Origin of the sequence: Bacteroides sp. 1_1_30, from assembly GCF_020982715.1 — a bacterium.
Classification (GTDB): domain Bacteria; phylum Bacteroidota; class Bacteroidia; order Bacteroidales; family Bacteroidaceae; genus Bacteroides; species Bacteroides xylanisolvens.
In genome coordinates this window covers 1-15,908 of record NZ_JAJKHN010000036.1, presented here as the reverse complement: position 1 = coordinate 15,908, position 15,908 = coordinate 1, and the positions used below count along the sequence as shown (strand labels likewise).

At 39.1% G+C, this 15,908-nt stretch carries 9 protein-coding genes and 1 pseudogene; 7 read left to right on the top strand and 3 right to left on the bottom strand.

Annotation, left to right across the window (positions count from 1 at the left end; genetic code table 11):
* Positions 1–115 precede the first annotated feature (115 nt).
* Both LPH68_RS12420 and LPH68_RS12415 read left to right on the top strand, forming a co-directional pair.
* Positions 116–4,063, top strand: a complete 3,948-nt coding sequence (locus LPH68_RS12420) for a two-component regulator propeller domain-containing protein (protein WP_230296946.1) — start codon at positions 116–118, stop codon at positions 4,061–4,063.
* Between the two features lie 187 nt (positions 4,064–4,250).
* Entirely contained in the window at positions 4,251–4,958 is a 708-nt protein-coding gene (locus tag LPH68_RS12415) for a hypothetical protein (protein WP_151923589.1), read from the top strand.
* A 250-nt stretch (positions 4,959–5,208) separates the two neighbouring features.
* Here LPH68_RS12415 and ahpF read toward each other — a convergent pair whose 3' ends face one another.
* On the bottom strand, positions 5,209–6,759 hold the full coding sequence (gene ahpF, locus LPH68_RS12410) for an alkyl hydroperoxide reductase subunit F (RefSeq protein WP_141408564.1): 1,551 nt from the start codon (positions 6,757–6,759) through the stop codon (positions 5,209–5,211).
* 85 nt (positions 6,760–6,844) lie between these two features.
* Positions 6,845–7,411: an alkyl hydroperoxide reductase subunit C gene (gene ahpC, locus LPH68_RS12405; protein WP_004307892.1), complete on the bottom strand. Its 567-nt coding sequence runs from the start codon at positions 7,409–7,411 to the stop codon at positions 6,845–6,847.
* 212 nt (positions 7,412–7,623) lie between these two features.
* Between ahpC and LPH68_RS12400 the strand changes: the two genes are divergently transcribed.
* Complete coding sequence (locus LPH68_RS12400; protein WP_008642562.1) at positions 7,624–8,148, top strand: NUDIX domain-containing protein; 525 nt, start codon at positions 7,624–7,626, stop codon at positions 8,146–8,148.
* A gap of 755 nt (positions 8,149–8,903) precedes the next feature.
* Positions 8,904–9,053 (top strand): annotated as a pseudogene (locus LPH68_RS26845) (ATPase); the annotation flags it as partial.
* 86 nt (positions 9,054–9,139) lie between these two features.
* Here the strand turns inward: LPH68_RS26845 and LPH68_RS12395 are convergent.
* The gene (locus LPH68_RS12395; protein WP_008642560.1) at positions 9,140–9,979 is read right to left on the bottom strand and encodes a hypothetical protein; all 840 of its coding nucleotides are present in this window, start codon (positions 9,977–9,979) and stop codon (positions 9,140–9,142) included.
* Between the two features lie 52 nt (positions 9,980–10,031).
* On the opposite strand from LPH68_RS12395, the gene LPH68_RS12390 reads away from it, so the two are divergent.
* The 3 genes from LPH68_RS12390 (at position 10,032) to LPH68_RS12380 (ending at position 15,780) form a co-directional block, all read left to right on the top strand.
* On the top strand, positions 10,032–10,769 hold the full coding sequence (locus tag LPH68_RS12390; protein ID WP_008642559.1) for a hypothetical protein: 738 nt from the start codon (positions 10,032–10,034) through the stop codon (positions 10,767–10,769).
* A 251-nt stretch (positions 10,770–11,020) separates the two neighbouring features.
* Positions 11,021–14,038, top strand: a complete 3,018-nt coding sequence (locus LPH68_RS12385) for a tetratricopeptide repeat protein (protein ID WP_230296945.1) — start codon at positions 11,021–11,023, stop codon at positions 14,036–14,038.
* A gap of 20 nt (positions 14,039–14,058) precedes the next feature.
* On the top strand, positions 14,059–15,780 hold the full coding sequence (locus tag LPH68_RS12380) for a TonB-dependent receptor (RefSeq protein ID WP_151923591.1): 1,722 nt from the start codon (positions 14,059–14,061) through the stop codon (positions 15,778–15,780).
* The last annotated feature ends 128 nt before the right edge of the window (positions 15,781–15,908 follow it).

The following is a 15,908-nucleotide window of genomic DNA, read 5'->3' as shown; positions in this document are numbered from 1 at the left end:
AGTATTCTGAATATCCTTTCGAGCTATCTAATGAGCTTTGTGGACAAAAGAAGATGAAATCTATTGTACAGTTTCATAACTTCTTTTATATTTGCTCTATCAAAAGAACATAACTATGTCAAAAGCACACGTACTAAAGAGGTATTCTTTTCTAATCTGGATATTATTCTTTGTTCTTTCTACAAAGGCTGAACAACAAGACTACTACTTCAGACAAATTTCTTTGGAACAGGGATTGTCACAATCAAGAGTGCAGTGCATTTACAGAGATCATTTAGGAGTCATATGGATAGGTACCAAATGGGGGTTAAATAGTTATGACCAATCTGAACTGAAAAGTTATTTTCATGACCGGGAGCAGCCAAACTCATTGCCCGACAATTTCATTCGTTTTATTACAGAGGATCGTTTAGGCGATTTATACGTTTCTACCAATAAAGGAATTGCCATCTACAATAAAGCAGAAAATCAATTTCAGCCATTGAAATATAACGGGAAGCCATTTAACGCTTGGTCTTATCTTCAAATAGGTGACAATTTCCTGTTTGGAGGAGAAGAAACTTTATACCAATACAATCTAATGGATAAAAGTATTACGACGATCTTCCCCGACATTGATGGAGACAAGTTAAAATGTATCAATCGCATCTTTCAGTGGAGTCCCGATGTGCTGATAACCAGCAGTAAAAAAGACGGGCTTTGGATGTACGACTTGACAAAAAAGAAAATGTATCGATGTCCATTTGTAAAAGAGCGCGAGATAAACACCATATTTGTTGACTCTCAAAACCGGCTTTGGGTATCATTCTATGGCAAAGGAATAGCCTGCTACTCGAAAGAGGGGAAAAGGCTTTTCAGTTTATCCACCAAAAATTCCGGGCTCAACAACGATATCATTTTTGATTTTCTTGAAAAAGACAACCAACTTTGGATAGCTACTGACGGAGGAGGTATCAACATACTTGACTTCCAGACTATGAAATTCTCTCATCTTAAACATATTTCCGATGATGAACAATCCTTGCCGAATAACTCTATCTACCGGCTTTATAAAGATCAGATGGACAATATATGGATAGGCAGTATACACGGAGGATTATTCGCCATTAAGAAAGTGTTCATCAAAACCTATAAAGATGTTCCACTGAACAATCCCAATGGAATTAGCGAACGTACCGTGGTTAGCATCTTTGAAGATAAGGATACATTGCTCTGGATTGGAACAGACGGAGGAGGTATCAACTCATTTGACCAAAAAACGAATACATTTCATCATTACCCTACTACATACGGGGAGAAAGTTACCTCTATCACAAATTTTTCTGAAAATGAGCTCTTATTATCATGTTTTAATAAAGGGGTATTTACCTTTAATAAGAGAACCGCACAGATGCAACCTTTTCCCATTATCAATGACTCTATTTCGAAAAGAGAATTTTCATCCGGTGATTTGGTAAATCTATATGTTACAAAAGATAATATTTACATATTAGGAGCAAAAGTCTATATCTACAACAAGCATACCCGGCAAACATCTATTCTCTACGCACCCCAAATAGACATTCAACGCCAAATAGCTATGCAGGCAATTTATTCCGACGATACGCATCTGTATCTAATGGGAACCAATAACCTGTTTAAACTAAACTTCAAAACCAACGAACTGTCTTCATTAGTCAATATGAAAGAGGGAGATGATTTCACATCGGCCTGCCGGGATGATAAAGGTAACTTTTGGATAGGAAGTAATTTCGGACTGCTCTTCTATAATAAACAGACTGGAAAAACAGAAAAAATACATACCAACTTGTTCAACAGTGTATCCAGCCTTGCCTATGATAAAAAAGGAAAAGTCTGGATAGGAGCACAGAACATGTTCTTTGCGTATATTATCAACGAAAAACGTTTTGTTATCCTGGACGAATCCGATGGAGTTCCTTCCAACGAATTGATATTTACCCCTATTCCTGCTCTTCGTACTCCCAATCTGTATATGGGAGGTACTATGGGACTGGTACGCATTAATACGGATATTATTTTCGAAAGCAATTCGTCTCCTATTCTCAAGCTACTTGAAGTAAAACTGAATGGTAAATCAACTCTGAAACAGGTTAATAATAACTGTATTTCGATTCCCTGGAATCATTCATCGTTCAACATTAAAGTGATTGCTGACGAAAAGAACTCCTTCCGAAAACACCTTTTCCGATATGTCATCACAGGAAAAGACAAAATGGTGATCGAGAGTTATCTCCAGACACTCGAATTGGGTACATTAGCATCAGGAGAATATACCATCAGCGTATCCTGCGACACCTCCAACGGTGAATGGAGCCAGCCGACAGAGATCTTAACTATTATAGTCTCACCTCCTTGGTGGAAATCTACCTGGTTTATTATACTATGCATTTTCTTTGCATTTCTAGTGGCAGGAATGGTCTTCTTTAGTTTGATAAGAAAAAAAGAAAATCGGCTGAAACGTGAGATGCGGGAACATGAGAAGAAGATATATGAAGAGAAAATACGCTTCTTAATCAATATCAGCCATGAGCTACGCACCCCTTTGACACTCATCTATGCTTCCCTGAAACGAATTCTCAATAAAGAGGTGAAGCAAGACGAGCTACCGGAATATCTACAGGGGGCATTCAAACAGGCGAATCAGATGAAAGATATTATCAACATTGTGCTTGATACACGCAAAATGGAGGTAGGACAGGAAGTGCTACACATCTCTTCGCATCCTTTGCACAAGTGGATACAGGAAGTGGCAGAAACATTTCAAACTGCATCTAAAGCCAAAGAAATTGAAATTACATACGACTTTGACGACAGTATACAATCTATCGCGTATGATGACACTAAATGCAAAGTTGTTCTTTCCAATCTGATTATGAATGCTTTGAAATATAGTCCTAATCAGACTCGTATTGTTATAAAAACCATCCGTACAAATGAAAGTATACAAATACACGTACAAGACCAGGGAATCGGATTGGATAATGTAGATATAAAGAAGCTCTTTACCCGTTTCTACCAAGGCAAACATAATGAGGGAGGAAGTGGTATCGGTTTATCTTATGCTAAAATGTTGATTGACTTACATGGAGGCAGGATGGGCGCTTTCAATAATAAAGACAGAGGGGCCACATTCTTTTATGAAATACCGGCTAATCTACAAGAACAAGAAGTATCATGTCCTCAACATTCCTACCTCAACGAACTTTTAAGTTCTCCGGAGGAAGAAGAGAAAATAGAATCCGGGGCTTTCTCTCTACAAGGATACTCACTGTTGATTGTAGAAGATAAACAGGACTTAAGAGAATTCTTAAAAAATGCTCTTAAGGATAAATTCAAGAAGATCTATCAGGCAGAAAATGGATTGGTAGCGCTGGAAGTTATTAAGCAACAGCAACCGGACATTATAGTAAGTGATGTAATGATGCCACAAATGAATGGCTATCAGCTATGCAAGGAAATTAAAGAGAATCTGAATATTAGCCATATCCCTGTTATTCTACTTACCGCCAGAGCCGATTCTGAAAGCCAGATGTTAGGATACAAATTAGGAGCCGATGCCTATTTGCCCAAACCATTTGAAATGGAAATGCTCCTTAGCGTGATCCAGAACCAGATGAGAAATCGTGAATATATTAAATCCAGATACAGGGGCAATCAATTCATTCTGTCTCCGCAAGAGGCTACTTTCAGCAATGCGGATGAACAATTTATGATTAAATTGAATGAAATGATCGATCAGAATCTGTCTCAACCAGATCTGGACGTAAAATTCCTGACTGCTCAAATGGCTATGAGCCGGACATCCTTATATAATAAGATCAAGGAACTGACCGGCATGGGAGCAAACGATTATATCAATCGTAGAAGAATCGACAAAGCAATCATTCTTTTAACTCAGTCTGACATGAGCATTACTGAAATATCAGAGCAGGTAGGTTTCACTTATCAACGATATTTCAGTACGTTATTTAAAGAAATGAAAGGAATGACTCCTTCTCAATTCAGAGCACAACACGGTTGCACCCAACAACAATCAGAATAGATTCAGCACTTTAGTTTATCATTTATATAGAAATTATACTTCCCGGAACAGAGCGATTAAGATTTCCAGTGCAGATTTGGACGTTTCATGATTTGAAATGACTAAAATCTGATGAGTAGAATAAGGTATTCGACTACTTTTGCAGCAAGCAATTGATAGAAAACGAATACACTTAAATTCAATTATTATGAGAAACTACTATTTAACTCTGTTACTAATATGCATTTGCGGCCTTTGCTTTGCACAGCAACAGACCAATGACATCAGTACTAAAAATCCGCCAAACAAAGAATGGAACTTCAACAATCTGGATGGATGGAAATACGGACATCAGGATAACAACCCGGATAATCAATGCATATTAGAGAATGGTTACTTACGGATCTTTACCCGGGCTAACTCGGTGGATCGGAAAAAGGTTCACACTGTAGAACGGATTTATACAACAGGAAGATATACCTGGCGTACTCATATCCCGCAAATGGGAATAGGAGATCAATGTAGCGTGGGTTCGTGGATATACCATGACGACCAACATGAATTGGATTTCGAAGTCGGATATGGTAAAGATACAGTTCGCAAGGAGTTAAATGCAGCTCCCGACGAAATGATTGCTTATATGACATCGCAGGCATATCCTTTTTCTTCCGTTCCTGTAGTAATCAAGACCGGATGGCATCTGTTCGAAATTGATCTGACATTAAAAAATGGGAACTATTACATCACCTGGTTAATAGACAACGAGCTCAAACATGAACTTCAACTGGAATTTGGGAAAGACATTGCATTCCATATTTTTTGCAGTGTAGAGAATCTTAAATTTATTGGAGACCAACCGGCACAGCAGGAAAATTCCGGATTGTTTGATTTCGTCAGATATACATATCATGACTAAATAAATGAACTTAGCACACATTTCTTAAAATCCCCCCAATTACATACCATGAGAACAACGTTCATTTCACTTTCTCGGATATTCATGAACATTTGTCTCAATGCGCAGGATAGAGCAGTTGATGAAAGTCATGCTCTCTAAATATAAAATAGCCCTCGCTACAAATCTGTAACGGGGGTATTTTTTAGAGGAGTCATTTCTCCTCTTGCTAATGTTTTGTTTATGTGCTTTTTATATCTGAATACATCAATCAGATAATCCCTCTCACTCTATCGTCAAATGCAGAAAGCGCAGCTTTCGCTCCTTCGCCCATAGAGATAATAATTTGCTTATAAGGAACCGTAGAAACATCTCCGGCTGCATAGATACCCGTCACATTCGTACGGCAATGTGCATCAATCATGATTTCGCCCGGACGGTTGGTTTCCACTATGTCGCGGAATACACTGCTATTCGCAGAAAGCCCAATTTGTACAAATACACCATCCAACTCAACCAAACGTTCCTCTTCCGTTTTGCGATCTTTGATGCGCAGGGCAGTCAGTTTATCACCATTTCCTATCACTTCCGTAGTCTGTGAACTTACAAACACTTCCACGTTCGGCAATGATTTAAGTCGATCTTGAAGTACACTGTCTGCTTTCAACTCATCCATAAATTCAAAAACAGTGACTTTGGAGCAGATACCAGCTAAGTCAATGGCTGCCTCAATGCCGGAATTTCCTCCACCTACTACTGCTACATGCTTTCCCTTATAAAACGGTCCATCACAATGAGGGCAGAAAGCAACACCACGACCGATATACTCCGCTTCTCCCGGAACATTCAGTTTACGCCAGCTTGCACCGGTTGCAATAATCAGTGCCGGAGCCAGGAATTTCTCCCCAACAGAGGTAATGATCTGCTTTTGTTTTCCAATCACTTCTACTTTTTCTACTTTACGATGCTCCAGCAAATCCACCGGATAACGCAACAAGTGTGTTTTCAGATTACCAGCAAGTTCATTTCCTGTCGTTTCCGGAACAGAAATTAGATTTTCAATACCCACCGTTTCTTTTACCTGTCCGCCAACACGCTCGGCCACGATAGCTACACGGAGTCCTTTACGGGCAGAATAAATAGCTGCCGATACTCCTGCAGGTCCTCCACCGGCTACAATCACATCATATTCTTTCACCTCTGCATTCGCTTTGATTTCGTCAATACCATATTGTTCTTCCAACTTGGCAAGCAATTCGCCAAATTCACCACGGCCTACATGAAGTAATTTTCCATCTGCAAAGACAGAGGGTACTCCTTGTATCTTCAGCGCATCTACTTCATCCTGATAAAGCGCACCGTCTACCATTTCATGCGCAATAGCCGGATTCAAAGTAGTCATTGCATTCAGAGCCTGCACTACGTCAGGGCAGTTCGTACAAGTCAACGAAACATAAGTGGTTAGATGTATCGGGCCTTTCAGTGCTTTCACACGGTTGCAAACGGCCTCATCGGGAAAGTTCTTTCCTTTGCCGTCCAGATTCAGGATAGCAAGCAGCAAAGAAGTAAATTCGTGTCCGTTCGGAATACCGCAGAAAGTAATTCCTGTGGCGTTACCATTCTTTAATAAAGTAAATTTCAGCCCATTTCCTTCACTCACCGAATAAGTGATATGATCGGAACAATCCGCTACATCTCCCAGCAGCTCCAATAATTCTGTTTTGTTTTCGTGGCTGGATGATACGGATATATCAAAAGTAAAATTTGCCTCCAGCCCAGCAAAAATACCCTTTAGTTGTTCTTTTAATGCAGATTCTAACATACCTTCTTTCCTTTCATTTTTTGAGAAAAAAGGCCAGTAGCGTCTCCCGTTACCGGCCTCCCATAATCACCATTATCAAGATCTATCAAATCTTACCTACCAGGTCGATGCTTGGCTTCAGGGTAGACTCACCCTTTTTCCATTTAGCCGGGCAAACTTCTCCGTCATGGCTGGCTACAAACTGTGCAGCTTCCACTTTACGAAGCAATTCACTTGCATCACGGCCAATATTGTTATCATTCAGTTCCACCACTTTAATCTTTCCTTCCGGATTGACAACGAATGTACCGCGATAAGCCATACCTTCTTCTTCGATATATACACCCAGTGCACGGCTCAAAGCGCCAGTCGGGTCTGCCAACATTGGGTATTGAATCTTGCGAATACTTTCAGAAGCATCATGCCAAGCTTTGTGCACGAAATGAGAGTCAGTACTTACCGAATAGATTTCTACACCCATCGCCTTGAACTGATCGTACTTTTCAGCCATATCCACCAATTCAGTAGGACATACAAAAGTAAAATCAGCAGGATAGAAGAAAAGAATTGCCCATTTACCTTTCAGGTCATTGTTGGTTACAGTCTTGAAAGCTCCGTTGTGAAAAGCCTGAACACTGAATTCAGGAAGTTGAGAATTTAAAATTGGTTCCATAATCTTTATTGCTTTTATTGTTATTAATTGGTTTGACTTATAACATCAGAAACAATCTTTTGTTTTTTGTTTCTGATGCAAAGATAAAGGCAGAAACCCCGCCTTTTCAAAAAAAGTCCAATCGAATATTTCTATGCGGCGATAGATGAAATTAATAAAAGCATTTTATAACTTTGCAAGCATAAACAAAAACCTGGAAAAGATATACGATCATGGAACATCCTCTTGCCCAATTCTTATATTGCCCTGAATGTGGTTCCTCTCATTTTGAGATCAACAACGAGAAATCTAAAAAATGTGCAGATTGCGGCTTTGTCTATTATTTCAATCCTTCTGCCGCCACAGTAGCACTCATCTTGAATGAGAAAAATGAACTGCTTGTCTGCCGACGTGCCAAAGAGCCAGCCAAAGGAACTCTCGACCTACCCGGCGGATTCATCGATATGAATGAAACAGGCGAAGAAGGCGTTGCACGCGAAGTGCTGGAAGAAACAGGGCTGAAAGTTAAAAAAGCCGTTTACCAGTTCACACTTCCCAATATTTATGTTTATTCAGGTTTTCCTGTACACACACTCGATATGTTTTTCCTCTGCACTGTAGAAAACATGAGCCATTTCTCTGCCATGGATGATGTAGCAGATGCTTTCTTCCTACCTCTCTCCGAAATTCATCCGGAAAAATTCGGGTTGGATTCTATCCGGCACGGACTTAGCTTGTTTCTAGCTCAATACCGCTAAAATAATTTCATCAGCCTGATATAATGAGAGTATTTTATCTATAGTTATGTCCCATTTTTAAGATATTCCTCCAAAGCATCAGATAAAAAAATAATGATCTGGAGAATAAAATGCATAAAAACATGCAACAGTATGCAAAATCACAGGCTAATACCGTATAAATTCAAGTCGAATATGCATCTTTTTCTATCAATAAAAGATTCGTTGGTTTAAAACCAAGGAGTTCTTCCTCACCGAGGAACGCTTCCTTTCTCACCGACGAAGCTGCTTTTGCTCGGTGAGGAAAACAAATAAGGGAAAATTAAGACAGTTTTTCTTCTATTTTATCACAAATATCGTAAAGGTTACAAACAACAAAATGCTAGTTTCTAGCCACATTTCAGTTTACATAACAAGTGAAAAAGAAGAAAAGCATTACAATTTAATCGACAAACATCTCCTATAACAAAAAGAAAGAATTTCGCATCTACAAATCTCTACGCTTTTTAATATTTTCCAATCCCTCCCCAGTAATTACGCCTTTTATTCCCGTTCAAATATTCTTTTTTTAAGATGAGCCATTTTTCAGTAGTCAATTGATGTATTTGTAAAATAGAAGTTCATCTCAACCAAATAGATCAAAGTAATTTATCACACAATCTTAAACAATCATATTATATTACTATAAATGAACAAAATACAACATATTGTATTATCTTTGTAACCACTATTAATTTAACGGCTATTAAATTAACCGCCATTAAGATAGCAATAATATGAAGTTCTACGACCGAAAGAAAGAAATGGCGATACTGTATGCAGCTAAAGAGCAATCACAAACGAGCGCTTGCTTTACTGTAATGACCGGACGCCGACGAATCGGAAAAACAGCTCTACTCTTAGAGTCTGTCAAAGAGTCATCTTTCGGCAATATATCTATCCCACATATAAATAGCTAAAAATATAACTATTTGTATGTGGGCCTCAGTCAAACTATAGATTCTTTCACAAATCAAATCTTAGGTTGCCAAAGATTGATACTGCATAATGCAGTAGAAACCATACATTTCAATGTACTTTTCTGAACACCAGACATCGAATCTATTTTTACAATTATTTGTTCGGTGAAAGAAATAGCGGAATCTTTATCTTCTAACAAAACGACAGCATCCATATACTCTTCTAAAAATTGATAATCCAATCTTGAATTTGAAAATCTATTCATAAAAATAGTTGTAACATCTGACATAGTTGAAGTACTGCTCAGACTATTCAACATTTGCATAATTTCCGCTCGCTGCAATAAAGACAAATTATCTTTATAACCCATAGCTTTAGTTTTCGCCTCTACTAAAGATAATAATGACGTATTAGAAATACTACTACCTGATTTTAGTGTAGGATTATCGCGGCACAATTCATATATAGCCTTGTTATGTGCATTTCCTAATTCTTGATAATCTCTTATTGAAGATGAATAAACTTGCCATTCTCCATTTATTTTCCATTGAATTCGTCCATCACCTCCACTAATTCCTGTTACTAATGAAGCTGATACAGAAACAAGTAAACTCTGACTAAAACTGAGTCCATTATCTCTTCCCCATCTATAGCCACCTCCATCAGCACTTCCAATCCGCTTAAACCAACCACCTAGGGTAGCCCAGAAGCCGCGTGTTTGCGGATTTAAAGGAATAGAAATATCAGGTTTAATATCACGAACGTATTGAATAAGTTCTTTCATTTGAACTTCTTCAACGCTTTCTGATTCCAGTCTATCAATCTCACTATTTGCACAAGAATACATAAAAAATATTGCGACTATGGCAAAAAAGAAGATAAAGTTTTTCATAATATTGCGTTTTTTATTAAATTTGCTATAAATATATAAAAAAAATAACATTATGGGAAAATATTTAGTCCTTTTTTATTTCATTTTATGCGTTTTTTCCGCTCATGCACAATATTGCCGTATTCAGAAAGGAATGACTGCTTATTATATAACTCAAGATTTAAAGAAAAACAAGACGTTAAAAGACACATCTTATATTGCGGATGTAGTCGATAAAGGGGATAGATTAATCATAAAAGAAGTATTTCATGGTGACCTGTATGATTCTCAAGCTGTAAAAGATGGTACTAACATTCAATTTCGTATTTACTATAAGAATCAAGGAATTACTGAATATATTATTTTGGATAGTAAATCTGAAAATGAATCAATGAAAAAATATATATATTCAAAGTATTCCCAGAATCAACTAAAAGAAGCGGAACATGAATATCAACAATATTCAAAATTCAGCCATTGTGAAGGACGAATTAGCATCCCTTTGAAAGAAAATGCCAATATAGGAGAAAAGATACCTCCATGCAGTTATTCTCAAAAAACAGGCATCATAAACATGAAAGCTTCTCTAAAAGGGAAGTATTTGGGAAGGGATAACATACATACCCCTTCAGGAAATTATGATTGCATTAAAATATACACAGAAAGCAAAGGAAAAATAATGTTTGTTTCCGAATCAGAGTATTCGATAGATTGGTATGCTAAAAATGTCGGATTAGTAAAATCAGAAACCGTTACAAAAAAAGGAAAAGTTTTATTATCGACTCTTTTATATGCCATTAAACAACAATAGGCTTATCACGCAACAAACAAATACCACAATATATCACTCCAAAAATAAGAAGCCTTATCAAATCATCGTCGTATATTTGTGGTGATTATTATTTAATGACCATTAAGTTAGCATTGATATGAAATCCGAGCCAGTATCTTTTTGCTCGAAAAGAAGAGCGAAACTTTACATAAAGAATTAAATGATTATAAAATAACTTTCAAAGGATTGTCTTTGAAAGATATATAGTACTTTTGCATAAACACCCGATTATGAAAAAAGAAATTACTAGACTCATTTATGCCGCCATCTGCTGCACGCCCATTATAGGATTTGCCCAGACAGGTGATAAGTTCACTTCGACTGACAACCTTTATAAAGAAGGGAAAGAACTTTTCCAGGAAAGAAATTATGCAGCTGCTCTGCCGGCATTGAAAGCATTTGTAAAACAAAAACCTGCAGCCAGCCTTCTTCAGGACGCAGAGTATATGCTGGTCAGTTCGGCTTACGAACTGAAAGACAAAAACCGCATCGAACTCCTCCGCAAATATCTCGACCGTTATCCTGATACTCCATACGCTAACCGCATTTATGCGCTGTTAGCCTCCTGCTATTTCTACGAAGGAAAATATGATGAAGCACTGGCACTCTTCAACTCTGCCGACCTTGATTTGCTAGGTAATGAAGAGCGGGACGACTGCACCTACCAACTGGCTACCTGTTATCTGAAAACCGATAATCTACGAGAAGCAGCCATCTGGTTTGAAACTTTGCGTGCCAACAGCCCCAAATACGCCAAAGATTGTGATTACTATCTTTCCTACATCCGCTATACACAAAAACGTTATAGTGAAGCATTGAAAGGTTTCCTTCCCTTACAGGACGACTCGAAGTACAAAGCACTCGTCCCTTATTACATAGCCGAAATTTATACGCAGCTCAAAAACTATGATAAGGCACAAATTGTAGCACAAAACTACCTGTCAGCCTACCCGAACAACGAGCACGCTGCAGAAATGTACCGTATTCTGGGAGATGCCTATTACCATTTCGGACAATATCATCAAGCCGTAGAAGCATTTAACAATTACCTGAATAAGGATCGCTCGGCTCCCCGCCGGGATGCCCTTTATATGCTGGGGCTCTCCTACTACCAAACAAAAGTCTACTCCAAAGCAGCCGAAACATTAGGTAAGGTGACAACTGACAACGATGCCCTTACCCAAAATGCATATCTCCACATGGGACTTTCTTATCTGCAACTGGCAGAAAAAAACAAAGCACGCATGGCTTTTGAACAAGCAGCCGCCTCCAATGCTAATATGCAAATCAAGGAACAGGCAGCTTACAATTACGCTCTTTGCCTGCACGAGACTTCTTTCTCCGCTTTCGGTGAATCAGTTACTGCCTTCGAGAAATTCCTGAATGAATTTCCGACTTCTCCATACGCTGAAAAAGTCAGCAGCTACCTGGTAGAAGTTTACATGAATACACGTAGCTACGATGCAGCTTTGAAATCAATCGACCGGATTGCCAAACCAAGCGCGCAAATATTGGAAGCCAAACAGAAGATACTGTTCCAATTAGGAACTCAATCTTTCGCTAACGCCGACTTCGAACAAGCTCTGAAATATCTGAACCAATCCATTGCCATCGGACAATACAATCGTCAGACCAAGGCAGACGCTTACTATTGGTGCGGAGAATCCTATTACCGTCTAAACCGAATGGTAGAAGCCGCACGTGATTTTAATGCTTATCTGCAACTCACCACCCAACCCAATAACGAAATGTATGCGCTTGCCAATTATAACTTAGGGTATATCGCTTTCCACCGGAAAGACTATACGCAAGCAAGCAATTACTTCCAAAAATACATTCAACTGGAGAAAGGTGAAAATGCAACCGCACTTGCCGATGCATACAATCGTATTGGTGACTGCCACCTGCATGTACGTAACTTTGAAGAAGCCAAACAGTATTATTCGCAAGCCGAACAGATGAATACTTCTTCCGGAGACTATTCTTTCTATCAGCTGGCTCTTGTATCCGGTCTGCAGAAAGACTATACCGGTAAGATAACCTTGCTGAACCGTCTGGTAGGAAAGTACCCTGCTTCTCCTTATGCCGTAAACGCTATTTACGAGAAAGGGCGTTCTTATGTTCTCATGGATAACAACAACCAAGCCATTACTTCTTTCAAAGAATTGCTTACTAAATATCCTGAAAGTCCGGTCAGCAGGAAAGCTGCCGCCGAAATCGGATTATTATATTACCAAAAAGGAGATTACAACCAAGCAATCGAAGCCTACAAACAGGTTATCGAAAAATATCCGGGCAGTGAAGAAGCACGCCTTGCCATGCGTGATTTGAAATCTATTTATGTGGATCTCAACCGCATCGACGAATTTGCTGCTTTAGCAAATGCCATGCCAGGACACATCCGTTTCGATGCTAACGAACAAGACTCGCTTACGTATGCCGCCGCAGAAAAGATTTATGCACGAGGCAGAATGGAAGAAGCCAAAACAAGCCTCAACAAATACCTGCAAACTTTCCCGGAAGGAGCCTTCAGCCTGAACGCACATTATTATCTCTGCCTGATCGGAAACGAGCAGAAGAATTATGATATGATTCTTCTCCATTCCGGTAAGTTGTTGGAATATCCAAACAATCCGTTTGCAGAAGAAGCACTGATCTTGCGTGCTGAAGTGCAATTCAACCAGCAAAATATGGCTGAAGCATTAGCTAGCTACAAAATGCTGAAAGAAAAAGCAACCAACGTAGAGCGCCGCCAACTTGCTGAAACGGGTATTCTGCGTTGCGCCTTCCTATTGCGAGATGACATAGAAACCATCCATGCAGCTACCGACCTGCTTGCAGAAGCCAAACTTAGTCCGGAGCTAAGAAATGAAGCTCTTTATTACCGTGCTAAAGCCTACACCAAGCAAAAGGCTGGCAAGAAAGCAATGGAAGACTATCGTGAACTGGCCAAAGACACACGTAACCCTTACGGTGCCGAAGCTAAATATCAGGTTGCACAATCCCTCTACGACGCAAAAGAATATGCCGCTGCAGAGAAAGAGTTGCTCAACTATATAGAACAGAGTACGCCACATGCTTATTGGCTAGCACGTAGTTTTGTCCTTCTATCCGACGTCTATCATGCTACGGGTAAAGATCTGGACGCACGCCAATATCTGCTAAGTCTGCAACAGAATTATCAAGGGAATGATGATATTGAAAGCATGATTGAAAGCAGACTTAGTAAATTGAAAGTTGAGAATTGAGAATAAAAAAATAGAAAAGTATGAAACGATCTCATTATATAATAGGAGGACTCGCATTGGCAATCTCAATGCCATCCTGCCTTCAAGCCCAAACCACCCAACCGAAGGATACAACAATGACCCGCACGGTCGTTGTGGAACAAGAATATAACCCGGACATTATGGACGCTTCGAAAGTAAACGTCCTGCCTAAAGTAGAAGAACCGACAGTGAACAAGAAAGAAGTAGAGTATGCTACAACATTCTTTCCGGCCACTTCCGTTCCGGCAGGCCTGATGCGCCCCTATACCGGAAAAGAAGTTCAACCCGGTACTACCCCGGGATATGTACGTGCCGGATATGGTAATTATGGCAATTTGGATATTCTTGCCAATTATCTATTCCGTCTGTCGCAGAAAGACAAATTGAATGTACGTTTCCAAATGGATGGAATGGATGGTAAGTTAACTCTTCCCTTCACAGATGGAGAAAAATGGAATGCATTTTATTATCGCACACGCGCAAATGTAGATTACACACACCAATTTAATAAACTGGACTTAAATATTGCCGGAAATTTCGGATTGAGCAACTTCAACTTCCAACCGGAAAGCGTAAACAGCAAGCAGAAATTCACATCCGGTGACTTCCATGCGGGCATTCATTTCACTGATGAGACTGCACCACTGCGTTTCAACGCAGAAACAAATCTGTTGATGTATGAACGTCAGCACAACATGTTCAATGAATCTGAAGCCAATACAGGTATCAAGGAAACAATCATACGCACTAAAGGCGATGTCACGGGAGCTATCGGCGACCAACAATTAATAACTATCGCTTTGGAAATGAACAATCTTCTCTACAACGGATATACAAAGAATGTTTCCACCGGAGATGAATACTTCAAAAACTACACAACGCTTCTTTTAAATCCATATTACGAACTGGATAATGATGACTGGAAATTGCATATCGGAGCCAATGTAGATTTATCTTTCGGATTTGATAAGTCTTTCCGTATTTCACCCGATATCACTGCACAGTATATTTTTTCTGATAGCTACATTGTTTATGCAAAAGCAACCGGCGGTAAGCAATTGAATGATTTCCGCAGATTAGAAAGTATCTGTCCTTACGGTGAACTGCCGGAGGCAAATACCACTGCCACTTTGGGATACGTACAACGTCCTTATGATACTTACGAGCAAATCAACGGTAGTATCGGATTCAAAGCAAGCCCTTATCCGGGACTTTGGTTCAACGTGTTCGGTGGTTATCAGAATCTAAAGAACGACTTATCTTATTTAGGTTTTGACCCAAGTAATATTCATTCAGGTTCTTATCTTTCTTTTGCTCAAGATAATACAGAAAATCTCTACCTTGGCGGTGAAATCAGTTACGATTACAAAGATATCCTCGGAATATCAGCTAAATATACTTACCGTAATTGGGACAGCAAAACAGAGGAATATCTGTTGGCTGTGAAACCAGTCAGTGAAATGTCTTTCAATGTACGTATTCATCCGATCTCTGCTCTTAACATAAATCTAGGTTATGATTACATCAGCCGGAAAGAAGTGAAAGAATATGCAAAAATGACCGCAATTAATGATTTGCATATCGGAGCCAGCTATAATGTATTCAAAGGAGTATCCGTTTATGCTCAAGTACATAACCTGCTGAACAAGAAATATCAATATTATTTAGGTTATCCTACGGAAGGATTCAATTTCTTAGGAGGATTGAGTTTCCGGTTCTAAATTAATGAAAGGGGCGTTTCCATTTCTGGATAACGCCCCTTCTCAAAAACTTAGGGATATTCCTAAAATAATAAAATTTAAGGCAACTAATTCATTGCGAGTTAGTTGCCTTTTTTGTATCTTTAAGC

Excerpts from the sequence above, each read along its gene's own strand:
- LPH68_RS12420 (WP_230296946.1), top strand. The coding sequence starts at position 116 with ATGTCAAAAGCACACGTACTAAAGAGGTATTCTTTTCTAATCTGGATA.
- LPH68_RS12415 (WP_151923589.1), top strand. The coding sequence starts at position 4,251 with ATGAGAAACTACTATTTAACTCTGTTACTAATATGCATTTGCGGCCTT.
- ahpF (WP_141408564.1), bottom strand. The coding sequence starts at position 6,759 with ATGTTAGAATCTGCATTAAAAGAACAACTAAAGGGTATTTTTGCTGGG.
- ahpC (WP_004307892.1), bottom strand. The coding sequence starts at position 7,411 with ATGGAACCAATTTTAAATTCTCAACTTCCTGAATTCAGTGTTCAGGCT.
- LPH68_RS12400 (WP_008642562.1), top strand. The coding sequence starts at position 7,624 with ATGGAACATCCTCTTGCCCAATTCTTATATTGCCCTGAATGTGGTTCC.
- LPH68_RS12395 (WP_008642560.1), bottom strand. The coding sequence starts at position 9,979 with ATGAAAAACTTTATCTTCTTTTTTGCCATAGTCGCAATATTTTTTATG.
- LPH68_RS12390 (WP_008642559.1), top strand. The coding sequence starts at position 10,032 with ATGGGAAAATATTTAGTCCTTTTTTATTTCATTTTATGCGTTTTTTCC.
- LPH68_RS12385 (WP_230296945.1), top strand. The coding sequence starts at position 11,021 with ATGAAAAAAGAAATTACTAGACTCATTTATGCCGCCATCTGCTGCACG.
- LPH68_RS12380 (WP_151923591.1), top strand. The coding sequence starts at position 14,059 with ATGAAACGATCTCATTATATAATAGGAGGACTCGCATTGGCAATCTCA.